The 26,037-nt window shown below is 32.9% G+C and carries 21 protein-coding genes; 18 read left to right on the top strand and 3 right to left on the bottom strand.

The features are described from left to right. Positions 1-179: 179 nt before the first annotated feature. The 10 genes from NQ558_RS02505 (at position 180) to NQ558_RS02550 (ending at position 11,262) form a co-directional block, all read left to right on the top strand. A complete protein-coding gene (locus tag NQ558_RS02505) occupies positions 180-1,055 on the top strand; it encodes an ATP-grasp domain-containing protein (RefSeq protein WP_005361430.1) in 876 nt (291 codons plus the stop codon). A gap of 227 nt (positions 1,056-1,282) precedes the next feature. Then, positions 1,283-2,815: a D-alanine--poly(phosphoribitol) ligase subunit DltA gene (gene dltA, locus NQ558_RS02510; protein WP_005361428.1), complete on the top strand. Its 1,533-nt coding sequence runs from the start codon at positions 1,283-1,285 to the stop codon at positions 2,813-2,815. Further along, positions 2,815-3,963 carry a D-alanyl-lipoteichoic acid biosynthesis protein DltB gene (gene dltB / locus NQ558_RS02515; protein ID WP_005361426.1) on the top strand — a complete coding sequence of 383 codons (1,149 nt, stop codon included), beginning with the start codon at positions 2,815-2,817 and terminating at the stop codon, positions 3,961-3,963. The genes dltA and dltB overlap by 1 nt, the downstream gene beginning before the upstream one ends. Before the next feature lie 103 nt (positions 3,964-4,066). Then, complete coding sequence (gene dltC, locus NQ558_RS02520) at positions 4,067-4,303, top strand: D-alanine--poly(phosphoribitol) ligase subunit DltC (RefSeq protein WP_005361424.1); 237 nt, start codon at positions 4,067-4,069, stop codon at positions 4,301-4,303. Positions 4,304-4,311: 8 nt separating this feature from the next. After that, entirely contained in the window at positions 4,312-5,496 is a 1,185-nt protein-coding gene (gene dltD / locus NQ558_RS02525; RefSeq protein WP_005361422.1) for a D-alanyl-lipoteichoic acid biosynthesis protein DltD, read from the top strand. Between the two features lie 190 nt (positions 5,497-5,686). Further along, positions 5,687-6,517 (top strand): ATP-grasp domain-containing protein, encoded by an 831-nt coding sequence (locus NQ558_RS02530; protein ID WP_005361420.1) that lies wholly within the window; start codon positions 5,687-5,689, stop codon positions 6,515-6,517. 96 nt (positions 6,518-6,613) lie between these two features. Continuing rightward, a complete protein-coding gene (locus NQ558_RS02535; RefSeq protein ID WP_005361417.1) occupies positions 6,614-7,318 on the top strand; it encodes an IspD/TarI family cytidylyltransferase in 705 nt (234 codons plus the stop codon). A 33-nt stretch (positions 7,319-7,351) separates the two neighbouring features. Then, positions 7,352-8,377 (top strand): ribitol-5-phosphate dehydrogenase, encoded by a 1,026-nt coding sequence (locus tag NQ558_RS02540; protein WP_005361416.1) that lies wholly within the window; start codon positions 7,352-7,354, stop codon positions 8,375-8,377. Positions 8,378-8,399: 22 nt separating this feature from the next. After that, positions 8,400-9,779 carry a glycosyltransferase family 2 protein gene (locus NQ558_RS02545; protein ID WP_005361414.1) on the top strand — a complete coding sequence of 460 codons (1,380 nt, stop codon included), beginning with the start codon at positions 8,400-8,402 and terminating at the stop codon, positions 9,777-9,779. Next, a complete protein-coding gene (locus NQ558_RS02550; RefSeq protein ID WP_005361413.1) occupies positions 9,772-11,262 on the top strand; it encodes a glycosyltransferase family 39 protein in 1,491 nt (496 codons plus the stop codon). The genes NQ558_RS02545 and NQ558_RS02550 overlap by 8 nt, the downstream gene beginning before the upstream one ends. 72 nt (positions 11,263-11,334) lie before the next feature. Here NQ558_RS02550 and NQ558_RS02555 read toward each other — a convergent pair whose 3' ends face one another. After that, positions 11,335-12,276: a glycosyltransferase family 2 protein gene (locus NQ558_RS02555; RefSeq protein ID WP_005361411.1), complete on the bottom strand. Its 942-nt coding sequence runs from the start codon at positions 12,274-12,276 to the stop codon at positions 11,335-11,337. A 290-nt stretch (positions 12,277-12,566) separates the two neighbouring features. On the opposite strand from NQ558_RS02555, the gene NQ558_RS02560 reads away from it, so the two are divergent. From NQ558_RS02560 to NQ558_RS02580, 5 genes are read left to right on the top strand one after another with little or no spacing between them, the layout of a single operon-like run. After that, a complete protein-coding gene (locus NQ558_RS02560; RefSeq protein ID WP_040446650.1) occupies positions 12,567-14,036 on the top strand; it encodes a DUF6056 family protein in 1,470 nt (489 codons plus the stop codon). A gap of 29 nt (positions 14,037-14,065) precedes the next feature. Continuing rightward, on the top strand, positions 14,066-16,891 hold the full coding sequence (locus NQ558_RS02565) for a bifunctional glycosyltransferase/CDP-glycerol:glycerophosphate glycerophosphotransferase (protein ID WP_005361408.1): 2,826 nt from the start codon (positions 14,066-14,068) through the stop codon (positions 16,889-16,891). Then, entirely contained in the window at positions 16,892-17,911 is a 1,020-nt protein-coding gene (locus tag NQ558_RS02570) for a CDP-glycerol glycerophosphotransferase family protein (RefSeq protein ID WP_005361406.1), read from the top strand. Positions 17,912-17,939: 28 nt separating this feature from the next. Further along, positions 17,940-18,488 (top strand): DUF5662 family protein, encoded by a 549-nt coding sequence (locus NQ558_RS02575; protein ID WP_005361405.1) that lies wholly within the window; start codon positions 17,940-17,942, stop codon positions 18,486-18,488. 51 nt (positions 18,489-18,539) lie between these two features. Further along, positions 18,540-20,666 carry a hypothetical protein gene (locus NQ558_RS02580; protein ID WP_005361403.1) on the top strand — a complete coding sequence of 709 codons (2,127 nt, stop codon included), beginning with the start codon at positions 18,540-18,542 and terminating at the stop codon, positions 20,664-20,666. Between the two features lie 295 nt (positions 20,667-20,961). On the opposite strand, the gene NQ558_RS02585 is transcribed toward NQ558_RS02580, so the two are convergent. Next, entirely contained in the window at positions 20,962-22,431 is a 1,470-nt protein-coding gene (locus NQ558_RS02585; protein WP_005361399.1) for an Ig-like domain-containing protein, read from the bottom strand. 213 nt (positions 22,432-22,644) lie between these two features. Then, entirely contained in the window at positions 22,645-23,133 is a 489-nt protein-coding gene (locus tag NQ558_RS02590; RefSeq protein ID WP_005361397.1) for a GtrA family protein, read from the bottom strand. 161 nt (positions 23,134-23,294) lie between these two features. Between NQ558_RS02590 and NQ558_RS02595 the strand changes: the two genes are divergently transcribed. The 3 genes from NQ558_RS02595 to NQ558_RS02605 are packed head-to-tail and all read left to right on the top strand — an operon-like array spanning position 23,295 to position 25,983. Further along, complete coding sequence (locus tag NQ558_RS02595; RefSeq protein ID WP_040446648.1) at positions 23,295-24,260, top strand: glycosyltransferase family 2 protein; 966 nt, start codon at positions 23,295-23,297, stop codon at positions 24,258-24,260. A gap of 1 nt (position 24,261) precedes the next feature. Further along, the gene (locus NQ558_RS02600; protein WP_005361393.1) at positions 24,262-25,284 is read left to right on the top strand and encodes an acyltransferase family protein; all 1,023 of its coding nucleotides are present in this window, start codon (positions 24,262-24,264) and stop codon (positions 25,282-25,284) included. 42 nt (positions 25,285-25,326) lie between these two features. After that, a complete protein-coding gene (locus tag NQ558_RS02605) occupies positions 25,327-25,983 on the top strand; it encodes a rhomboid family intramembrane serine protease (protein ID WP_117900535.1) in 657 nt (218 codons plus the stop codon). Positions 25,984-26,037: the final 54 nt, after the last annotated feature.

Raw genomic sequence — 26,037 nt, forward strand, 5'->3', positions numbered from 1 at the left:
ATTGAATAACTGAATATTATTTGTTATAATATAGACGTAGTACCTAATACTTAAATCTTTTAATTTAAATTAAAAGATGAGTCTCTCCTAAGACTCACAAGTATACTAACATATTTTTCAGTCCGGAACGGTTAATGGCAAGGGGGCCTTAACCGTTCTTTACGTTATATGGAGGAATTATGAAGACAGGTTGGTTAATAGTAAACGGATATTTGGAAAGTGAAAAGTTTGATGAAATATATAACTGGTTAATTGAAGCAGCAGAAAAGAGAGATTGCAAGTTAAGAAAGCTTCCAAACGACCAGGTTGATTCAGTATTGAAAATTAGTTCCGGCAGCACGAACTGGAAGCAGAAGCCTGATTTTGTGTTATTTTGGGATAAGGATGTTAAGCTTGCAAAAACTTTAGAGGCAGAAGGTTTCAAAGTGTTTAACAGTGCAGAGGCAATAGAAACATGTGATGATAAAGCACTTACTTTTATTAAATTAAAGAACACGGATATTAAGATGCCTGCAACTTATATGGCACCAATGACTTTCGATAAGGAATACAAAGATTATACATTTGTGCTTCAAATCGAAGGCAGCCTTGGATATCCAATGGTAATTAAGGAGAACAAAGGCTCTTTCGGTGAACAGGTTTACCTTGTTAATAATTATTATGAAGCTGTTGAAAAAATAAAAGCTATAGGTCATTGTGATTTTATAATGCAGGAGTATATTGAAAGTTCAAAAGGCAGGGATGTGCGAATCCATATTGTGGGAGACAAGATAGTTACTGCAATGGAACGTGTTAACGAAGATGACTTCCGCGCTAACATTACAAATGGCGGAAAGATGAAGAAATACACGCCTACAGAGGAACAGTGTGAAATGGCACTTAAGGTCTGCAGAGAGTTAAAGCTTGATTTTGCCGGAGTGGACATTATGTTTGGAAAGCAGGGTGAACCTGTATTGTGCGAAGTTAATTCTAACGCACATTTTAAGAACATATATGACTGTACGGGAGTAAATGTGGCAGATGAAATTATGGAGTATATACTTAATAAAGTTTAGATAACACAGAAAATATCTGTCAGGCATATAATCTGATGACAAATTACGAAAAGCTTTATGAAAAACGAAAGAAATTCTAAAGATAGGGTAAAGAAAAAGTTAATTGTTGAAAATTGTATTGAAAATAAAAATATATGATGATATGATGTGTAGGAAAGAAAAAACGACAATATTGTATCACAATCAGACATTCAATACAGTTAACGACAAGATAAAGGGGTAAGAGTATGAATATATTAGAAAATATTAAATATTATGCAGCAACCAGTGAATCTAGGATTGCTATTAAAAGTGGAGATAGTGTTCTAACTTATAAACAGTTGGAGGAATATTCTAACAGGCTTGCTGCGTGGATTAATAGGAACCTTAGTAGCAACAAGGTTCCTATTGTTGTATATGGGCATAAGAATCCATATATGGTTGTGTGCTTTTTAGCGTGCGTTAAGTCAGGAAGGGCTTATTGTCCACAGGACATATCCATACCGGATACAAGAGTTATGGATACGGCAGAGTGTGTTAATCCTGAAGTGATTTTTAAAGTAGAAGGCGATATGGATTTTGATGGCTATAATGTGAAAAATCTTGACAGCATTAAAAAGATAATAGAAGAGGAACAGGAAGAATATTGTCCGGAATGGGCTACTAAACCGGAAGATATATACTATATTCTGTTTACGTCAGGAAGCACAGGAAAGCCGAAAGGAGTAAAGATTACTTTTGACTGTTTAAACAATTATTTGGATTGGTCAGTTAATTTGGGAAGTTCAAAGCAGGACAAGGAAGGAAAGAATTTTGTCAATCAGGCACCATTTTCTTTTGATTTGTCGGTGATGGATTTGTATACAAGTCTTGCATGTGGTGGAACACTTCACACAATGACAAAGAAGATGCAGGAAGATTACAATGCTATGTTTGAACACTTTAAACAGTCAGATATTAATGTGTGGGTATCAACACCGTCTTTTGCAGATATGTGTTTGTCAGACAGAAAGTTTTCAGGAGAGTTAATTCCTAATTTGGAAGTATTTCTTTTTTGCGGTGAGGTACTTACAACGGCAACAGTTTCAAAGCTTCACCAGAGATTCCCGAAAGCTAAGGTTATTAATACATATGGACCAACAGAGTCTACAGTTGCAGTAACAGATGTTGAGATTACACCTGAACTACTTGAAAATATAATGAGTCAGGGCAAGTCATTGCCTGTTGGACACGAGAAAAAAGGAACAATTATTGAAATTCACGGTGAGCAGGGTGAAATATTAGAAGAAGGACAACAGGGTGAAATTATTATAATCGGTGACACGGTAAGTACCGGATATTATAAAAGAGATGATTTAACAAAGAAGGCATTCTTTCAGTGTGAACGTAATGGAATAAAATACAGAGCATACCATACAGGAGATGCAGGATATCTAAAAGAGGGGCAACTTTTCTATAACGGACGAATTGACTTACAGGTTAAACTTCACGGCTACCGTATTGAAGTGGAGGATATTGAAAATAATATGCTAAGGCTTCCGCAAATAAGTCACGCGGTTGTTTTACCAAATATAAAAGACGGAAAGGTGAAAAGTCTTACAGCTTTTGTGACAGGTGATAAAGGTGAAAAGTCTGATTTGGAATTTAGCAGACAAATAAAGACGGAACTTAAGGAAATACTTCCGGCGTATATGGTGCCTAAAAAGATAAAATATGTTGATAACATTCCTATGAATAGCAATGGAAAGGCAGACCGAAAATATTTAGGAGGATTGTTGTAATGAGCTTTTTTTCAGGAGAGTATTTTTTTACGGTACTTATATTGGTTTTGGCAGGTGCTCTTATACTTGGTTTTTTGGAAAAGCCTCTTAAATGGTACAATATAACAGTTTCCATATTAGTTATAGTTCTTGTTTTAGGTGGTGAACCTATTAAATTTGTATATTTCCTTGCATATTTTGCAATAGAGCTTGCAATTGTAAAAATATATGAATGGCTTAGAAGGACTAAGGGAAGGCAATTATGGATATACAGGCTTTTTGTTTTATTTTCAATAACACCATTAATATTCTGTAAGCTGTGCGAACTTGAAACATTTAAAAATATGGGATGGTTCCAGTTTATAGGAATATCATATTTAACCTTTAGAGTGGTACAGATTATTATTGAAATGTACGACGGGGTTATTGAGAGCATAAGCCCTTCTGATTTTGCAGAGTTTCTAATATTCTTCCCGACTTTCAGTTGTGGACCGATAGACAGAAGCCGAAGATTTATGGCTGATTCAGGGAAGGCTTATAAGAGAAGTGAATACTTAGAGCTTTTCGGAACGGGGATTGAAAAGATGGCATGGGGGTTGTTGTATAAATTTGTTCTTGCAAACCTTGCTTATAAAGTTATGAGTCTTGTAATGGCAAAAACAATATTGCAGGTTTTGGCATATTCTTATGCATATGGAATATATATGTTCTTTGACTTTGCAGGATACAGTCTTATGGCGATTGGAACCGGATATATGCTTGGCATAAAAGTTCCGGAAAACTTTAACAAACCTTTTATCAGCACTGATATGAAAGACTTCTGGGCAAGATGGCACATATCATTATCAGAATGGTTTAGGGATTTTATCTTTACCAGATTTATAATGTCCTCAATGAAGAAGAAAAGGTTTAAGACACGACTTACAACAGCATCAGTTGGTTTCATTATCAATATGTTTGTAATGGGAATCTGGCACGGACTTGCAATACAGTATCTGGTGTATGGTCTGTATCACGGTGTGTTGCTAGCGTTAACTGAAATATACCAGAAGAAGTCCAAATTCTATAAGAAAAATAAGAAAAAAAGATGGTATAAAATTGTATCATGGGCAATAACAATGAATTTTGTAATGTTTGGTTTTCTGATATTCTCAGGACATATAATATAAGATTGTAGTGCAAAAGGCATTACCTCGTTAGTGCTTGCATAATGGTGAGATAATGTAACCAAAATAAATAATTAAATGCGTAAATGAAAAGGAGATACTAAAAATGGAAGAGAAGATTTTAGATTTATTAGAAGAAATTTGTGAGGATGATATTATTAGAGAAGAAAGAGACATGGACCTTTTTGAAGAAGATATTTTGGATTCATTAGGGTTTGCAGAACTTTTGACAAGAATTGAAGAGGAAACAGGAGTTATTATTTCACCTTCAGAAGTTGTTAGAGATGACATTAATACGGTTAACAAGATTTTGGAATTAGTTAAAAGCAAAAAACAGGGGTAATAAATCAGATGAAAAACATAAAAGCAATACTTATAGCATTTCTTATGTTTGCGGTTACGGTTACAGCAGTTAAATTTGTAGCTACTAAAGAAATGCCAAAGTATAGTGTAAAGTATGGAACATGGATTGATCCGTCTAAATTTTCAAGTAATAAGGGCTTGAAAAATTTGCTAAAGGATAAAAATTCAATTGCAGTATTTGGCTCTTCTGAACTGAAGCATTGCCAGAACTCAGGATTTCACGGCAATACTATTTTTCAGAATACTGATATGAAGCCTGTTTTTATAGGAAAAGGTGGCTATCAGAGTTTGTATCATGCCATTGCAGTTGGAAGTATAGGAGAAACATTAAAGGGAAGAAAGATTGTCATAAGTGTGTCGCCACAGTGGTTTAAAAATACTGGTGTTAAAGAGGACGCATTTGGAGCAACTTATTCGGAAAGCAATTTTATTGAGTTTCTAAAAAATAAAGACATTAGCGATAGCACTAAGGATTATGTTATAAGCAGAGCCATTGACCTTACAAAAAACAATCCTACAATGTGTAATAGAATAAAGGATGATGTAAGATGGTATAGGGATAACAGTAAGAATCCGTGGGATATTTTTAGAAAAAGTATTCACACAAGGCTGGTGGAAGACAAAGCGGACATTAAGCTTTTCTTTAATGCATGGAAGTCAGGTATGTTGGGTAAAAGTAGTGACGAAAAAGCAGACGGTACTACAAACAAAAAGATTAAATGGAAAAAATACTATAAGAAAGCCGAGAAAAAGGGCATAAAGAAAACATCAAAAAACCAAATGGGTATGCTTGATAATGTTTATAATAAAAAATACAAAAAACTTGTAGATCATAACATAAGATGGAAACCTACTTACACAGAAAAATCCGTTGAAGGAAAGGATTTGGCTTGCCTGCTTCAAATCTGCAAAGAGGAAAATCTACAGGTTATGGTGGTTCTTCAGCCTTTTAACGGTTTGTATAATGACTATATCAGATGGCCTAAGAAAAAGCGAAATGCAATTTATAATAAAATCAGAAAAATAGCAAAAGAGTATGATGTACAGCTTGCAGACATGACTGACGGAGAATATGAAAAATATTACTTTGAAGACGAAAGTCATCTGGCATTGAAAGGACTGGTAACGTTTAATGAAAAAATTTATAATTTTTATAAACAACCTTCGAAATAGCGAAAAAGCAATGTTTATAGGGAAAATTTTTCTCTTTTATGGTATATTTATGGTGTTGTGGCTATATTTTGTTATGTCAAAGGATTCGGCAGCACCAACATTTATATATGAAGAGTTTTAAAATATAGCCCGATGCATGATTGTTAGCAGATGACAATTATGCAGACTATCAAAAAGATGGAGATTAGGTATGATAGGGTGGCTAATATATTCGGCTGTAGATGTTGAAAAAAATAAATATTATATTCAAATGTATAAGGACAAGTTTAAAGAACATTTTATAGAGATTAAGCTTGTAATTGTGGAAGAACTTGAAAACATGGAGCAATACGTGAAATGTAATAAGGTTGATTTTGCAATTAACAGAAGTAGAAATCACATTATGGGAGAACTCTTGGAACAAAAAGGAGTGAGAGTCTTTAACAGCAGTTCAGTTACAAGAATAGCTAATAATAAAGGAATCACGTATGAGTTTTTGAAAGATGTGGTTCCTTTTTTGGCAGTTAAATATGGAAATGAAATAATAGAGAGCAAAATAGAAAATAAAGGATTTGAATATCCTTATGTAATAAAAAGTTGCAGTGGTCATGGCGGAAGTCAGGTATTTCTTGTAAATAACAGCAAGGAAGAAGAACAGGCAGTTAAGGCAATGAACGGTCAGGAATATGTTGTGCAGCAGTGCTGCTCTGATCTTGGTCGTGATGTCAGGGTATACATAATAGGAAATAAAATTATTAAGGCAGTTCTTAGAACCTCGACGGAAAGCTTTAAAAGTAACTATAGTTTAGGTGGAAAGGTTCAGGAATACACTCTTAATAATGAAGAAAAAGCAATGGTGGAGAGAATAGTAGATAAGTTGCCACAGGACTATGCAGGAATTGATTTTACTTTCAATAACGGGAAGGCGGTTTTTAATGAAATCGAAGATGCAGTTGGGGCAAGAATGCTGTATCAGGTGTCGGATATTGATATTGTGGAAATGTATATTAAGTATATTTTAGAACAATTGAGCAAAGAATGATAAAAACACTAAAACTTTGTAAAAGAAAGAAAATATGTTATACTTAATGAAGTTTATATAAAGAAATTTTATACAGTATGTAAGGAGAACAAGATTATGATATTTGGAGCAGTTTTAGCAGGTGGAATTGGTAGCAGAATGGGAAATGTAGAAAAGCCAAAGCAGTATCTTAACATTGCAGGAAAGCCTATTATCATTCATACATTAGAAAAATTTTATGTAAATGATAAATTCGAAAAGATTATTGTTTTGTGTCCTAACCAGTGGGTTAATCACACAGAAAACTTAATTAAGAAATATATTGGCGAGAATGACAAGATAGTTGTAATCAGTGGTGGTTCTACAAGAAATGAAACTATTATGAATGCAATTGCATACATTGAAGATCACTATACAATAGACGATGATTCTGTTATTGTTACACACGATTCAGTAAGACCATTTGTAACACATAGAATTATTGAAGAAAATATTAAATATGCTCAGGAATATGGTGCATGCGATACTGTAGTTCCTGCAACAGATACAATTGTAAAAAGTATGGATAACGAAATTATATCAGAAATTCCTGACAGAAGTAAAATGTATCAGGGACAGACACCACAGTCATTTAAGATTAAAAAATTAAAATCATTATATGAAGGTTTAAGCGAAGAAGAAAAAACAATTCTTACGGACGCAGCAAAGATTTTTGTTATAAAGGGTGAAAAAGTTCATTTGGTAGAAGGGGAAGTTTCTAACACAAAAATTACTTATCCATATGATTTACGTGTGGCTGAAACATTAATAAGCGAGAAATAATACTCGTGGAAGTTTATCGGAGGTTAAATAATTATGATAAATACAGTATACCAGTTAGTAGCACCCAGAAGATTTGAAATTAAGTATAGTGACATAGACTTAAATAATAACAAGGTCATTGTACGACCAACATATTTATCAATATGTAATGCAGACCAGCGTTATTATCAGGGATTAAGAGATGCGGAAATTTTAAGAAAGAAATTACCTATGGCTCTTATACATGAAGCAATCGGAGAAGTAGTAAGAGATCCTTCAGGCAATTTTAAAACAGGCGAATTGGTTGTTATGGTGCCAAACACACCTGTTGAAAAAGATGACATAATAGCAGAGAATTATTTAAGAACAAGTAAGTTTAGAGCAAGCGGATTTGACGGCTTTATGCAGGAATATGTTGAAATCACTCCAGACAGACTTGTTAGATTGCCACAGGATATCGACAGAACAGTTGCAGCATTTACTGAGATAGTTAGTGTTAGTGTTCATGCAATTGGAAGATTTGACAAGATTGCTCATAAGAGAAGAAATGTTATCGGAATCTGGGGTGACGGAAACCTTGGATATATAACAGCAGTGTTCTTTAAGACTATGTTCCCTGAAACTAAGTTGTATATTTTTGGAGTTAACCCTGATAAGTTACAGGATTTTACTTTTGCAGATGCAACATTTACAGTAGAGCACATTCCTGAAGATGTTAAGATTGACCATGCGTTTGAGTGTGTTGGTGGAGCAGGTTCAGGTAAGGCTATTAATCAGATTATTGATTATATTAATCCTGAAGGAACAATATCAATTCTTGGAGTATCAGAGTATCCTGTACCTATTAATACAAGAATGGTACTTGAAAAGGGACTTAGAATTTTTGGAAGCAGCAGAAGTGGTGTGGCAGACTTTGAAAAGACAGTTGCACTTTACAAGTCTAATCCTGAAATAATAAATTACTTATCTAATATTGTAGGAGCAGTAGTTCCTGTAAGAACAATAGAAGATATGAAGAAGGCATTTGAAATGGACATTCAGAAAGCTTTCGGAAAAACAATTATGATGTGGGATAAATAAAAAATGATAGGGGGAGAGGCTTATGTTTAAAATAATAATGCCTGTTTATAACGCAGAAGAATATCTTGAAAAAGCAGTAGACAGTATAATAAACCAAACATTATCATTTAAGGACAATGTGGTGATACATTTAATAGATGATTCAAGCAGTGACGGTTCTTTAGAATTATGCAATAAATACAAAGAACAATATCCGGATAATTTTATTGTTACACATTTTGAAGAAAATCAGGGCGTTTCGGCAGTGAGAAACTACGGAATAAAGATGTGTAAACACGAGAAAAATGTAATAGTAGGGTTTGTTGACTCTGATGATTATTTGGATAACAAATCTTTGGAAACAGTATGGAATTTCTTTGAAAATCATAAGGACATACAGCTTGTAACCTCAGAAATATATCATTTTGGAGCAAGAAATGATGAACATAAATCCAATTGGAGATTTGAAGAAAGAGAAGTTGTAAACATAAAAGAAGATTTTAATTATCCTCAATACTATATTGGTGGCGTGTTCTTAAAAGACAAGGCGTTACGTTCACTTAAGTTTGACGTTAATATGGACTTTTGGGAAGATGCAATGGCAATAAACAAGGTTATTTTAAAGCTGGGCAAATATGGTCTGGCTAGGGGTGCCATTTATTATTACAGAAAGATGGAAAACGAATCATCGCTTGTTGATAAGGCGTGGAGAAAAAAAGAAAGATATACTACTTTTTTGGAAGACGGATATAAGCGTCTTATGAAATGCAGCCTGTTAAGAAAGTTTAAAGTTGTTCCATATATTCAGTATGTAGTTGCTTACCATTTAAGATTATTCTTATTGGAAGGTAACAGAGAAGTTGTAATGGAAATGGTTCCAGAGGAAGAAATGCAGACGTTTAAAGACAGGTTAAGTAATGTATTGAAAAAGGTAAGTGATGAAGTTATTTGTTCAATGAACACAGCACTTCCTGTAATAGAAATGGAATTGTCATTAAAGTACAAAAAGAAAGTCAGAGCTAAGAAGACAATTACGGATAATGATATGGTTTTCCAATATGGAGAAAAACAATTAGCAAGATTATCAGAACGTAATGTAAGAGTTATTGGAATTATGGACAAGCCCGGATATGAAGGAATGCTACGTGGAAGATTCAGCACTCCTTTATATGCTATGAAGAAGGATGATTATATTTTTGTACAAAACGGAGACGAAAAAATAAAAACAGACCGTTACAAGTGTAAAAAACAACTGTATATTTTAGATGAATTAATGAGAAATTATAAGAATGCAGGTTTTGTAGTTAGAATTCCGGAAGAATGGAAAGAAATTCAGTTTGGAATACACACAAACGATGCAGATATTCTGCTTAATAAAGTTGAAGTTAATTCAGAAGATAAACAGGAGAATGAGGATGAATAAACTTGGAGAAATATTTAACATGGCATTTGTTGTGGTGTTTTACATGATAAGTGTACTTGTAGTAGGGAATATGATTACAGGCTCATATATTGCATCATTATTATCTGTTCCTGTTTTTGTGCTTATTGCCTTTGCAATGAGTAAACAATACCTATGGCTTGATAGAATTAATCTTAAAGTTACATGGGCAGTAATTCAGGTACTTTCAGCAATTTTAATGGTGTATATGGCATTTGCACTGGAAGTTAACCTATCCTGGGACTGGGGTGGATTAATTAAGAATGCAACTAATGTAGTATTTCATAATCAATTGCTATATGAGCAGGATGTGGCAAGATATCCTAATAATGAGTTCTGGTTAGCTTTTTTAGTTATATTATTTAAGATTGTAAGAATGATTTATGCATCAGCAACCATTGAAACATTTAAAACAGTATCAATTGTTGTAAGTTGCGTATTTGTTCAGTTAACAATATTTTTTATTCACAAAACAGCAAAGCTTGTATGGAATGAAAAGAAGGCTTTTGTTGTTGGAATCATAACTGTATGTTGCCTTCCATTGTATTTGTATGCAATGTTTGCATATACTGATACATCAGGAATGCTATTAGCAATTCTTATGTTGTATTTCTATATTAAATATAATAAAACAGACGGAAGGGCAAATATAGCTTATATCATTTTAATTGGAATTGTTGCTGGAATTTCTTACAAAATTAAAGTGACAATATTCATACTTTTTATGGCTATGATTTGCGAATTGTTCTTAAATCTTAAAGATGCTAAGCAAATAAAGAAGTTTGTAATGTTTGTTGTAATAGCAATGGTTGGAGTTGTGGCAGTTGTAAGTGCATCAAATAAAGTGATTTCAAGTCAGTTTGAAATTAGTGAAGAAGTGGAAGATGCAAATGAATTTCCACTTACACATTGGGTTATGATGGCATTAGGGGAAACCGGCGGATATTGTGAAGAGGACGTTTCATATACAAAAAGTTTTCCTACATACGAAGAAAAAAATAAAGCAGACATAAAAGAGATTAAAAAGCGTGTAAGGGAAAAAGGCAAAGCAGGTTTGATAGAGCATATATGTTATACAAAGCTTAAAAGAACCTGGGGAGACAGTTGTTTGGCAGGTGATGATTATGCCGGCAGATTTCCTGTAGACGAGAATGGAATATGGCAAAGAGTATTTACTTTTCATGGCAGTGACCATTGGATAGGTTTAATTTATTCATGGCTATATTATATTGTACTTATTGTCGGAATATTGTTATCGGGAATCTTTGCAATAAGAAGAACTAATGAACAGCAGAAAATGCTTGTTTTAAGGATAGCGTTGTTTGGAATTATTTTATTCCTGTCAATTTGGGAATGCAATTCCAGATATCTTGTGGCATTTATACCGGTTCTGATTATGACATCGGTAGATGGTATATTTATGACAAGAGAGAAAATTAAAAATAAAAAATTGAGAATACAATAAATAAAACTCCCAATAAAAGGTTTGAACGGTAGATGTTCTATACAACCTGTTTGTTGGGAGTTTTTGTTATGTTTATTTATCTTTTTTGATTTCTAAGCCATTAGTTGTTTCAGATACAATGTATCTTGGACGTAACTGGATTTCTTCATATATTTTAGAAATATAATATCCGATAATTCCAAGGCTGAACATTAATATTCCACCAATGATAAGCATTAGAAGTATTACGGTTGTAAATCCTTCCAAAGAATATCCAAGGAAATATTTTACTATTGAATATACACCAAATATTACTGCAAAGATGAAGAATATTATTCCACATCCTGTTACTAGCTGCATTGGAGCAGCTGAAAAAGAAGTAATATTGTTAATTGCATACTTAACAAGTGATTTGAAAGACCATTTGGACTCGCCAAGTTCTCTTTCCTGAACATCAAATTCAACGTAAGCTGTTTTATATCCTACCCATGATGAAAGTGCACGGAAGAATACGTGTCTTTCAGGAAGTGCAAGGAATGAATCAACTACCTTACGGTCCAGTAATTTAAAGTCTGATGCACGGGACATATCAATTCCTGTGGAACCACTTATAATATTGTAAAAAGTCTTTACAAACATCTTATGTATAAAGCTTTCTTTTCCACGTGAAGCCTTAACACCTTCCACAACTTCGAAACCTTCTGTCCAAAGCTTATACATTTCCAAAATTGTTTTTGGTGGATGTTGCAGATCACAATCCATAACTACACAACAATCACCGCTTGCATGTTCAAGACCTGCAAATACTGCGCCTTCCTTTCCAAAGTTACGGGAAAAACATACACCCTTAATATTCTTATTATTAGCTGAAGCATTAACTATTTCTTCCCATGTTGTATCTTTTGAACCGTCATTTACAAAAATAATTTCATACTCAATATTGTTTTCCGACAAAAGAGATGAAACTACTTCTGCAGTCTTGTGAATCATCGCCCCCTCATTGTATGCAGGGATAACCACTGAAAGTAAACTCATATCTCTACTCCTTTTGTAATGTAATAATATCGAAATAAACTGAAAAGTTTGATATTATCTGTTTTATTATGATAATCCTAAAGTAATATTTTATACTTTATAGAGAATAAATGCAAGTTATGTTGTAAGATTTGCATATAAGTTATATACAAGATTTATGGTAATGGGCATTAATTGAAGTTTGTATATTTTTATGGTAAACTTAAAAGTAATGTGTAAATGTAACACAGGAAGAAAATAGAAAAATACAGAAAGGAAACATACATATTTAAATGTATGATTTTGGGAGGATGAACAAAGTTAAAAAATGGCAATGGGGACTACTTTTTTTTGTACTATGTGCATTATGCTTTTTGTATCCATACACAGGTGATGACTGGGCATGGGGAAGCAGCATAGGAATAGAAAGATTAAACACATGGTTCGATAATTATAGCGGACGTTATTTCGGCAATTTAATTGTACTTGCACTTACAAGATCAAATATTTTAAAGACAATTGTAATGTCAGCATGTATTACATTAATTGTCTGGATGATTACAAAAACAAATGAAGGTAAGTGGCAGATGGCTACTTTGGTTACAATACTTATTTTTACTGCACCTAAGGCAGTTATAAGACAGAGTATTGTTTGGACAGCCGGATTTTCAAATTATACTACATCCATTGTTCTTATTCTTTTGTACGGATTGTTTGTAAGAAATTTATTCATAGAAGATGGAAAGAAGCATTCTAATGTATGGGCAATTCCAATGCTTATATTAGGATTTTTGACAACACTTATTGTAGAACACGTAACAATACTTGCAGTTATAATGGCAGTATATATTATTGCATTTAATTTTATAAAAAACAGAAAAATAGAATTGTCTCACGTGGCATATTTCGTGGGAACAATTGCAGGGACAGCAACAATGTTTTCTAATTCTGTTTACTCGTCTATTGGAAGCGGAAGCGATGGTTACAGAACTGTCGGAGCAAGTGAAGGCGGAACATTGGAGAGAATTATAACTAATTACTTTGATGTAATTGGAAAAGAAATGATGTTTGATAATATTGTTTTGTGTGTTGTAATGGCAATTGTTGTATTAATAGCTTTTATTCAATACCATGACAAGCTAGAAAGTAACATGGCAAAGATTGTTTCATGTATTTCGTTAACATTGGTTATGGGAACATTGGTATATGGAATTGTAACAAGAGTTGATACAGAATGGATTTACAATTGGAAATATGGAAAGTATCTTGACGGCGTATTTAATGTTATTTTCTGGATTTCATTACTTGTACTTGTTTTAAGCCTTTTTAAGGATAAATATGTAAAGTACAGATTGTCTTTTATATTGGGATGCATAGCGTGTGTGTCAGGACCATTACTTATGGTTACACCAATTGGACCAAGATGTTTCTTTGCAACATTTGTTTTAACAATATGGTTTATTGCAGAAGTATGTAATCTGGTTAATATAAATGAGGATATATATGGTATCCTGACAAAAATGGAAATTGCAGCCCTTGTAATTGTTATGGGAATGCAGTTTGCAGTATATGCACCGATTTATAAAGCTGATAGAGCAAGACTTGATAAAGTAAGAAAAGCGGAAAGTGAAGGAAAATCAGAAGTTACTATTCAGAGACTTCCTTATGAGGGATATATTCACGCACCATCACCTAGTGAGGAAATATGGGAATACAGATATAAGTTATTTTACAATATTTCACAGGACCTAAAGATTAAAGTGGTGGAACATAAATATTAAAAATAGCAAAATAATGAAGGGGAAAATAAATGAAAATTTCAGTAATTATTGCAGCTTATAATGCAGAAAAATATTTGGTAGAAACGTTGCAGAGTGTAGTTAATCAGACATTGGATGACTATGAAATCATTACAATAAATGATGGCTCTAAAGATGGAACACTGGATATATTAAAGGAATATGAGAAAGAATATCCTAATTTTACAGTAATAAGTAAAGAAAACGGCGGGGTGTCAGCTGCAAGAAATGATGGATTAAACGTGGCACAGGGTAAGTATGTTTATTTCTATGATGCTGATGATATATTAGAATTGGAAGCCTTAGAGAAGATGTATGAGGCTGCTGAAAATAATAAGGCAGAGTTGGTAATTGCCGGATATGATATGTTTGACCAGTATAAGACTACAGAAGTAAAAGAGTTGAACAGCTTACTTGAATTAGAGAAAATAGATAAATATGATACAGACATTTTAAAAACATTCTCTTTAACAAACAAATTGTTTAGAAGAGATATAATAGAAAAATATAATTTAAGATTGCCACCAATATCTTATTCTGAAGATGGCGTTTTTTCAATGAATTATGTTTATCATATCACTAAAATCACCGGATTGGAAATGGTAGTTACCCATTACAGAAGAATGATTGGTGACACTAATGCGGCAACACAGAATATATCAGATTCTAAGGTGGAAGATTATATTGAAGCTCACAGACTTATTCTTCAGGCTGCAAGAGATAGTATATTAAGGGATTTTCCTAAATACAAATCCATTAATCAGGTAAGAGCAGAAGATAAGGAATTAACAGAGTATTTAAATAGAATTATTTATAAAGAGTTAAATATTCTCATTAAGCAGTTTTATTCAAAATTCTGGTCTTTGAAAAAAAGCACAATTGAAAAAATTAAAGACGAAATCTTAGAAAAAATAGAAATCTTAGATTTACAGAATGCATCTTTGGTAGCCGACGAAAACCCAGATATTTCTTTATATAATATTATTACAGATGAGGAAGAAATGAAGGAAAATGCATATTTTACAGCAGTATTATATGGCAAAGAAAATGATGAAGAACAGTTTATTAAGTGCTTAGACAGTCTGGCTAACCAGAATCTTGTTGGGGTAAATATTATTTTACCTGAAAGTATGAAGAAAATAGTTGAGGACAATGACTGCTTCCAGAAAAATATGATTTTCATAGAGGCGCAGTCTGAAGAAGAGTTGTTTAGAAAAGCACTTGAGACAACTAAGACCAGATATATAACTTTTTGTGATAGTAAGATTTTATATTCAAATAACACATTCAAATATGTGTTTAAGAGATTTATAAAGACTCATAAGGACTTTTTAATAGAACTTATTTATCATACTAATTTCAATGAGCCACAGCCTGTTTATTTAAACAGAATAGCTCAGGAATCAGTTATGAATGAAGTTGGATATAATGATAATCTTTGCATGGATTATACATTGGCAAACAAGTTCTTTGATGTGTATTTTGTCCGTGAAATAATAACGGATGAAAAAGGAATAAAGGAACATATTGAAGATTTCTATAAAAAGGGTTGCTATACATTCTTTAATGATGGCATAGTTCATTTTGATGGAAAAGAAAGAGAATTTATTTCTTTCATTGAACATGACGGAAGTACAGAATATATAAAAAAATATTTTGAAGATGCACAGGTTGACTTAAATAGTGAGGATTTGGCAATGAATCCGGGAGAAGCATTAGTTAAGTTACAGGACATTTCTAATTTTAAAGAGAAAACTTTTGTTAACAATGTAATTAAGTTTGCAATAGAAAGATACAAGACAAAGGAAGTGATAAACAGAACATTGTTTATCAGTGTTAGAAAGAACGGAGAGCTTGAAGGAAATGCCAAGGCTTTATATCCTTATGTAAAGGGTGATAAAGTGATTTTCGCTAAGCAGTTACCACATAATCCGTTACAGATATTAAAAGCTGTCAAATTGATTTGTACAAGTAAAGTTATTGTAACAGATGATTATGTAAAATATTTAAGATATTTTGATTTAAAGCCTGAACAGAGAGTTATACAGTTGTGGCATGCCTGTGGAGCATTTAAGAAGTTTGGACAGAGAGGAACAAATTTGGAAATTAAGACAGACTTAGCAACTCATGCCCAGTACAATCTTGTGTCAGTAAGTGGTGCAGAAGTGCGACCTATTTATGCAGATGCTTTTGACGTTGACTTAAAGAAGGTTAAGGCTTTAGGCGTACCTAGAACAGATGAATTTTTTGATAAGGAACTTATAGAACATAAGAGAGAGGCAATATATAAGGCATATCCTGAATTAAAGGGAAAATTTGTTATTATATACGCACCTACATTTAGAGATGAAGGCGAGGGAAGAAGTCAGTTTAATCCGAAGATTGATTTTGACAGATTATCAGAAAAACTGTTGCCTAACCAGCAGTTTATTATTTGTCCTCATCCGGTAATGAAGAATGATATTGTGCCTAAGAAATACGACAATATTAAGGTTGTAAGAGATTTCTCAACAAACGATTTTATGTTTGTTTCAGATATGTTAATAACAGATTATTCTTCAGTTATTTTTGAGTATGCGTTATTAAAGAAGCCTATTGGATTCTTCTGTTATGATTTGGCCATATATGATAGAGGATTTTATTTGAATTATCCGGATGACCTTCCGGGTGAAGTATATGAAAACCAGGAACAATTGGAAGAGTTTTTGCAAGATTCCGAAAATACAAAGTTAACAGAAAAGTACGATACATTTATTAAAAAATATATGTCAGGTTGTGACGGACACAGTTGTGAACGTTTGGCAGGTTTAATAAATTCATATGTGGGGAGAAAATAAATGGGAAAAAAGATATCTTTTGTAAGTTCAAAAAATAGAGGGATAACCCTTGATATGTTAGTAGTAAAGGACTTTTTCAGAGTAAATGATGAGAAAGTTGAATTTAAGGATGTGATTGCAAATGAAAATGCAAAAAATTCCCTTGTAAAAAAAGGAAACATAAGCATAAGAAAGGAGTATTGCAAAAACAATACTGACATAATATGCGTTGACGGTTCAATTGCAGGAAAATTACCTAAGAATGCACCGGAAGGAAAGAGAGTTCTTATAGCAACACCTTATGATTACCAGTTTAAGGCAATTAATGAACATGACAAGGGAGCATTTAAGAAAAAGAATACGTATAAGAATTTTACACATATTATTGTAGGTTCACCTTTTGAAAAAGAGCTTTTGAAAAAATGCTATAATACACCGAAGTCAGAAATAATTGATCAGGTGTGTATGCCATACTCGTGGAGATTGAATCAGGAAGAATTTAAGAAAAAACATTATGATAAGTATTGTAAACATTATCCAATGTTAAAAGGCAAAAAGATTTTGGCAATATTATTAACTGGAGAGTTGGATGAAGATGAGGAAAATCCATATGCAGAAGTTAACTGGAATAAGATTTTTGATAACTTAGATGATGACTGGATTATTTTTACTAACAGTGGGAAGCTGTTGGAGAATATGACTCATATAGGTTACGAACACAGAAACCAGTTTGTATATTCCAATAGAACATTTGATACAAGAGAAGTATTATCATTTGCTGATTGTTTAGTAACAAATAGTGGATTGTATGCAACATATTTTGCAGTTAGACAGAAACCTATTTATTGCCTAAAATATACTAACTGTCAGTTTGAAAAATATATGAAGAGAAAGTTTTCAAATTTATACATTAAAAACGTTGAAGACATTGATATGACAAAATTTTCAGAATTTACTTCAGAGAACGAAAAGTTTTGCAAATATTTCTCATATGATTGCGGTGAAAATCCATCAGCCAAGATATCTGAAATTTTTGAATAGAATATAGTAACAGGAAAGAGTAAGCATTATGAATTTTTTTCAAAAATTAACAGGACATTTTTTAACAATAACACGCCATAGACATAAGGTTATTGCCCATTGCGCAAAGGCGGGAATATTGTGGCAGGGACTTAGACACGACCTGTCAAAATATACTCCAACTGAGTTTATCCCTGGAGTAAAATACTATATGGGAGATAGAAGTCCAAATGAAGGGGAAAGAATGGACAAGGGCTATTCTAAGGCATGGTTACATCATAAGGGACGTAACAGACATCATTTTGAATATTGGGTTGATTACAATATGAAAAGTCATAAGAACGAACCTGTTGAAATGCCTTATAATTATGTAGCGGAAATGTACTGTGACAGACTGGCAGCAGGCAAAATATATAACGGTGATAAATACAAACAGACTGATCCGTTAGAATATTTTGTCAGAAGAAAATCAAGTAGAATTATTCATCCAAAAACCAGTGATGAAATTGAAAAGCTACTTGTTATAACTGCCAATGAGGGAGAAGATGCAGCATTTAAATGCATAAGACAGAAATTAAAAAGCCAGAAGAAAGTATAGTTGGTAATACCGACTATACTTTTTGTAAATATTTTTACGAGAGGGAGAAAGATGAAAGATAAAACTACAACAATTTACAAAAACGCCATATTAAACAAGGCAACAGATGTTTTGCAAATATTTATTAAATATATAATCGTAATTATTTCTATGTTATTCTTAGGATTTATTTTCTTACAGAGCTTTTTTGGATCAACGTTTTTAGATTTTTGTGAATCATCTTTTTTTATTGAAAAACCATTTTGGAGTACAGTCCTTATAGTGCTGATTCCAATTTTAATTGCCATAATCGTAAAGATTATTCTGCAGAAGTATTCTATTTCAATAGTTACTCCAAATTATATTTTCCTTGGAATAGTAACGGTAGTTTATACGATTTTAATGATTATGTTTGTGTACAAAACAGGCATTCCGGCAATGGACGACCAGGAACTTATTTTGAACGCAGCCAATGACTTGCTTAACAATGTACCTGATATGTGGGATAAAGGAGCATATTGCTATAGATTTCCTAATCAGAACGGTTTTGTTTTGTTTGTGGCACTTGGATTGAAAATGTTTGGCGCAGATAATCAGATGGTTTTCCAATATTTAAACATACCGATGCTTATATTAAGTTCATTCTTTTTAAGCAAAACCATTTACCTTTTATTTAATGATAAGAAACTGGCACGTTATTCATATATTTTACTTTTGGGATTCTTCCAGTTGAATTGTTATGTAACATTTGTTTATGGAACATTATACGGACTTGCAGCTTCAGTTGCAGGAATATTCCTTTTGATTAAATATTTCAAAAAGAGAAATATTGTTAACGGACTTGTAGGTATTTCACTTCTTTCAATAGGATATGGATTTAAGTCAAACTATCTGATTATGATTGTTGCAGCTTGTCTGTTATTATTATTTGATGCAATAGTAAAAAAGAGTTTGAAATCAGTAATCTCTTTAGTGTGGGGAATTGTTTTTTATGTTGTTGTAGTTACTTCAATTTCGTCAACTATTTATCATCTTACAGGAAAGAAAGTAGATGAGGGAACTCCAAATACAGCTTGGGTAGCTATGGGATTGCAGGAAAGTTACAAGGCTCCGGGATGGTGGAATGGGTATAATGCTAAGGTTTTTGCAGACAATGAATATGATATTTCAAAAACAAAAGAGGCAATTTCACAAAATATATCTGAAAGAATGGAAGAATTAAAAAAAGATAAAGACTATACAATGTCATTTTTTAGCAAAAAAACAGCATCTCAATGGAGTGAAGGAACATTTGAATGTTTTTATATAACAAACTTGGATAGAGGACGACTTTCTAATCCAACATGGACAGATTCGGTGAAGAATCTAATGGTGGACGGACATTCAGCCAATCGTGCAGTTACTACAATATGTAATTATTTTATTGTATTTTTGTGGCTTGGAATAATATTATTCTTAATATTCGATTTCCGAAAACTGGATGCTTATAAGTTGATTTTTGCAATTACATTTATAGGAGGATTCCTATTCCATCTTGTTTGGGAAGCAAAAGGTCAGTATACAATAATTTATGCTTATCTTATGATTCCATATATGCTTAGAGGCTATCAGTTATTGCTTAGAAGAGTATGCAACATAAGCCTTGGCGAAAAAGAGGCTAAAGAAAAGAGAGGAACAATTATTCCTGTGGTTGTCATTGCTTTAGTTGTAATAGTAATAGGCATTTCAAATAATAAAGTTGTAAATGAAACAATAAAGCTAAATGGCGATAAGGAAAGATATGAGTCATATATGAGCCATCAGATTGATGACTTGGATGATGGAAATTATACTATAATACCTGCAAATGATTCATCAGTAACACTGGCAGGATTAATAGGCAATGATAAAAAATATTCAGATAAGTTTGTAGTTGACTGTTCACTTATAAGTCTTTGTGGTAAGAACAGCAACGGAATATCTGACCAGTCACTTGGAATACTGGAAGGCAAAATAGATCCTGGAACTTCAGTAGGACTAAGTGCAACAGACCGTTCAATATTCCAGCGTTGGATTGTTAAAAAGGTAAAAGACAATACTTATGAAATATATGATGAATACAATCTGGCATTAACATATGACAAGAAGGAAAAGAAACTTTCAATTGAACAGTATACCGGAGATAAAAACCAACAGTGGGTTATATATTTGGCAAAATAGAAAGTGGTTGCGTATAATATATTTTAGAATTTGAACGCAGATAAGCATTCCCCCGCTTCAAGTGCGCGGAGCACTAAGCGGCGGGTGAGGGGGGGATGCTTATGTCAGTGGGAGTTGAAAGCTCCCACTGACAGATCGCGAAGCGACTGCGTTCATGAGCAAGTAGCGAAGCGGATTGCGAATGTCCGCTTTACTTGGTTCCGTGGGGCCAACATATTTAGCACAAAAACAGAGCTGCATTGACGTTTGCCAATGCAGCTCTGTTAATTAAAAACTTTTTATAGTCCGGTTATTATTATTTTCCTGCAACATAATCTGTTGCCTTAACCCAGTTTTCATAAGGAATCATCTGAGCCCAATATGTATTGATAGGTTTTGTTTCATTCTTGTATAAGTCAACTAAAGACTGCTTGAATGTTAATTCTTCATCTGTAATTCTCTTAAGACCGGCAGGTATTGTCCAGTAGCATTTGCCAAAGTACCATAATTTATCATAATTACCAGTGATTCTACATGCGTTTGTTACAGCCTGGTCTGTGTTTTTGTGATGGATATGACCTGTTTCTCCGGCAGGACTATGTGTTGCAATCAAATCCCAATTCTTACTCTTAATAAGTTTAGTTACATCAGCAGCAACACCGTCTTTTACAGAATCCCAATCATATTTAACCCATTTCTTATTAGCATCTCTAACAAGGTCAGGATAATCTAAAATAATTCCCTTAATGCCTGCTTTTTCCATTACAGACTTAAATTCATTCTTTCTAACATCTGTGAAATGATTTGTAAGACATACAACAAACCAGTTACCTGATTTTAAATGAGCACCGCCCCATAATGTTTCGTCATCAGGATGGGCAACAATCATAAGCTTGTTACATCCGCTAGTATCAATGTTGTCATATAATAATGAATTTTCAAAGAAGCCTGTTTTATTTTCTACAACTAAGAGCATTCTTAATGTTTCTTTCTTTTTTGAAGGAGTTGCAGTAATGTAAACTTCACCCGGTCTCTTTGTTGTTATAAGACCATTGTCATCAACTGTTGCTATAGATTGATCTTCAGATTTATACTGTATTTTTTCAATGTCATGATTTGTGTACTGAAGAACAATCTGATAATTGTTTCCGTATTTAACTGTTGCTTTATTGCCATTCTTAAAACTAATCTGTGGAAATTCCTCAGTTTTAATTTTATAAGTCTTTTTAACCTTTGTTTCTTTGGAGTAAACAGTGATTTTGACTTTACCTTTTTTCTTTATTGTAAGTAAACCATCTTCAGATATTGTGGCAACATTATCGTTAGAACTGTCCCAAGTTATTTCTTCCAATGTTTTCTTAGGTGTAGTCTTGTAATTTAACTGATACTGCTGACCTATGTAATAATGTTTCTTCCTGCCAACAACTTTGATTGATTTTACATTTTTAAAAACTTTAACCTTGCATTTAGCCTTTTTTGAAGTACCTTTAATCTGGGCATATACTGTAATGTTACCTTTTTTAAGAGCCTTGACAACCCCTTTCTTATTTACAGTGGCTACCTTTTTGTTTGATGAAGAATAAACTACATCGCTCTTTTTGTAATTGCCTGATAACTTGACTTTAAGCTGCTTGCGCTGTGTAGCAAACATTGTTATCTTTTTGCTATTGTTGTTAAAAGATACAGCTTTTGGAGCTGCATGTACGCTTAATGTACCAATGCCACATAGACATGTCAGCAAAGCAAGAGTTGTAATTAATTTTTTTGTTACTGAATTTTTGCTCATTTTTTTCACCTCATTTTAATATTTTCATTCTCAAAGAACAATTCTATTGTATTATTCGAAAAAAAGCAACATAAACTTTGTTGCTGATAGTTCCAAACAGTAAAAAATTAAGTAAATTTTGTAAACAAATTGTATATCGAAAAACAAAAAAATGCAAAAAAAAAATCCACCGGAAAACGATTATGCAACGCACCGACGGATTTAGTATTAATATTAAGCTTCTGTTTTATCTTTTTTAAAAATAACAAGTTTGCTGAATACATAGTTAAGTAATACAACAAGAAATGACATTGTAATCTTGCACACGCTACCTTCCAATCCGAAGATTGCCTGATTAAATCCGTGGCTTACAAGGAAAGGAACACCGAAGATTTCGATTAAACCTGTTGCGATTCTCGCAGACAAGAATAAGCTTAATTCCTTAAGAACAAACTTAGGATTCCATGAATAACTTTCAAATACGAAAAGCTTGTTTGTTATGTAAGCAAAAGTTACAGCTAAAACCCATGAAACCACATTGGCAACAAAAACATCAATAGTGCTTGCTGAAATATGAAGGGGTCCTGTTAAATGGTTGCCCGGATGGCAAAACATAACCATAAGACTGTAAACTACCCAGTTAACAACAGTGGTTCCACCACCCATAATAAGGTACATAATAATTTCTTTATATTTAATAAAAAGTTGTTTAATAGTTTCCATTAAAAATCTCCTCCACTTAATTTAACTTCGACAAGTATAACACAAAAAATAAAAGTTGTAACTATTTCCTTAAAAATCGGGAAAAATCAATAATTTACTGTAGATAATTGCAAGAAACAAATAAAATGTTATAATGAACAGGTATGAAAAGGAGGGACAATATGAAGCCAATATTATACATAGTTATACCTTGTTATAATGAAGAAGAGGTTTTACCTATTACAAAAGACTTATTTTTAAACAAACTTAAGGAATTAATTTCAAAAGAAAAGATCAGTGATTCAAGTAGAGTAATGTTTGTTAATGACGGCAGTAAGGATTCAACATGGGAGATTATTAAGAAGCTGGCATTAGAAGATGAACATTTCATCGGAATTACACAGAGTAGAAACAGAGGACATCAGAATGCAGTTCTTGCAGGTTTGATGGAAGCAAAAGACAAGTGTGACATTACTATATCTATTGACTGTGACGGTCAGGATGATATTAATGCCATGAATGAAATGGTTGATGAATATTTAGAAGGAAGCGAAATCGTGTATGGTGTGCGTTCTAAGAGAGATACAGATACTTTCTTTAAAAGAGCCACTGCTGAAGGCTTCTATAAAGTTTTAAATATAATGGGAGCAGAGGTTGTGTTTAACCATGCAGATTACAGACTTGTTAGTAGTAGAGTTCTTAATGAGTTTGCTAATTTTAAGGAAGTTAATCTTTTCCTTAGAGGAATGTTTCCACTTGTAGGTTTTAAGAGCACAAGCGTATATTATGAAAGAAATGAAAGAATTGCAGGGGAAAGTCATTATCCGTTAAAGAAGATGCTGGCACTTGCATTTGATGGAATTACAAGTTTAAGCATTAAACCAATACGAATGATTACAAGCTTTGGCTTTATTGTGGCATTGGTAAGTTTCATTTTTATTATAGTTTCTATTATACAGAAATTCGTTGGCACAACAGTAACAGGATGGACAAGTACAATAGCTGTTATATGTTTTGTTAGCGGTGTTCAGTTAATATGTATGGGTGTTCTTGGAGAATATATTGGAAAGATATATATGGAAGTAAAACACAGACCACGTTACATAATTAGTGAACGAACAGAAGATTTAAAAGAGAAGGATAAGTAAGATGGAGCAAAAAAAAGGAGCGGGTAGAATAGCAAAATGGGATAACGCAAGATGGATTCTGATTACACTTGTAGTTATATGCCATTTTTTTGAAAATTATTTAGGAAACCCAGTAGCTAATTCACTGTTTTTTTATGTATACACATTTCATATGCCGGCATTCTTCCTTATAGCAGGTTTGTTTTCAAAGAAAACAGTAGAAGACAGAAGAATCGACAAAGTTGCACCTTACATATTAATTTACATATTTATTAAAATAGTAAATTGGATTGTACAAATGATAATTTACGGGAAATATACTTCTATAAATTGGTTTGTTGAATCGGGAGTTGCATGGTTTGCATTGGCAATGTTTTTTATGTATATAATAACATTTTACACAAAACGCTTTAAACCGGTTTATGTGTTTGTCTTATCTGTAGTTATTGCAATGATTTTAGGCTATACAGGTGAGAATACAGATATTTTCTGTTGGTTGAGAATTGTTAATTTTTATCCATTTTTCTATTTAGGATATGTTATTTCAATAGAAGACATAACGAAATGGTTGGAAAATAAAAAAATAAAAGTAATGGCAATTATTTCGTTGATTACTTATTTTGTAATATGTTATGTAGGAATTGACAAAATCTTTTGGCTAAGATTTTTGTTAACAGGAAGAAGTGGATATTACCGTTTGGAATATGGAATGGCATATGGTCCGCTGATTAGATTAGGAGTGTATGTTATTTCATTCTTTATAGTATTTATGTTCCTAAGCATTATGCCGAAAAGAAGATTTATTTTATCAAAGATAGGTCAGAGAAGCTTAAGTGTATATGTATTCCACTATGTTTTTATCTATATTTATATGGCAAGCAGTTTGTACAAATATTTGCCTTACAAGTATCCTAACAAATGGTGGTTATTTATTGTTGCAATTGGAATAGTAGTCACATTAATATGTGGAACAAAATGGCCTGATGCATTATGCAAATGGATTATGAATAGTAATATTAAATATAGAAAGAATGCCAAACAGTAATTATTTTAATCAATAGGAAAATCCTATAATGAAAGGAAGTATATGAACAGTTACGATAATAACGGACAGATAAATAACTACAATAATTCATATATGAATGAACCGGAGCAGAGGAAAATCCCATATGTAACAGCAGTGCTTGTTGCAATAAATGTGGTAGTCTTTCTAGTGATGGAATTTTTTGGCTCAACAGAAAGTGGTGAATATATGTATGCTCACGGAGCATCATATGCACCGGATATTTTCGAAAACGGACAATGGTATAGAATACTAACAAGTATGTTTATGCATTTTGGAGCAGAACACCTGATAAACAACATGGTAATGCTTTATATCCTTGGATATCAGATAGAAGAAAACTTCGGAAGAGTAAAATATCTTATAACATACTTTATATGTGGCATAGCCGGAGGCATAATCTCATCAGGAATCGAAATGATAACAGGAGAGTACTCCATAAGTGCCGGAGCTTCAGGAGCAATTTTTGGCATCTTCGGTGTCCTACTGGTAATGATATTCAAAAGCAGAAAACAACTGGGACAGGTATCTGCACCACGACTAATCTTGTTATTTATACTAATGGTCTTCGGCAACATGCAGGAAGGCGTAGATTGGATGGCACATCTGGGCGGAGCAGTTACAGGAGTTGTTATTGCATTAGCAATATATAGACCTGGAAACAAACCGCTACATTTATAAGGACAATAGCAAATTACAATTTTTATGGATAGTTGTAAAGCTAACATATCAATA

Origin of the sequence: Eubacterium ventriosum, assembly GCF_025150745.1 — a bacterium.
Taxonomy (GTDB): domain Bacteria; phylum Bacillota; class Clostridia; order Lachnospirales; family Lachnospiraceae; genus Eubacterium_G; species Eubacterium_G ventriosum.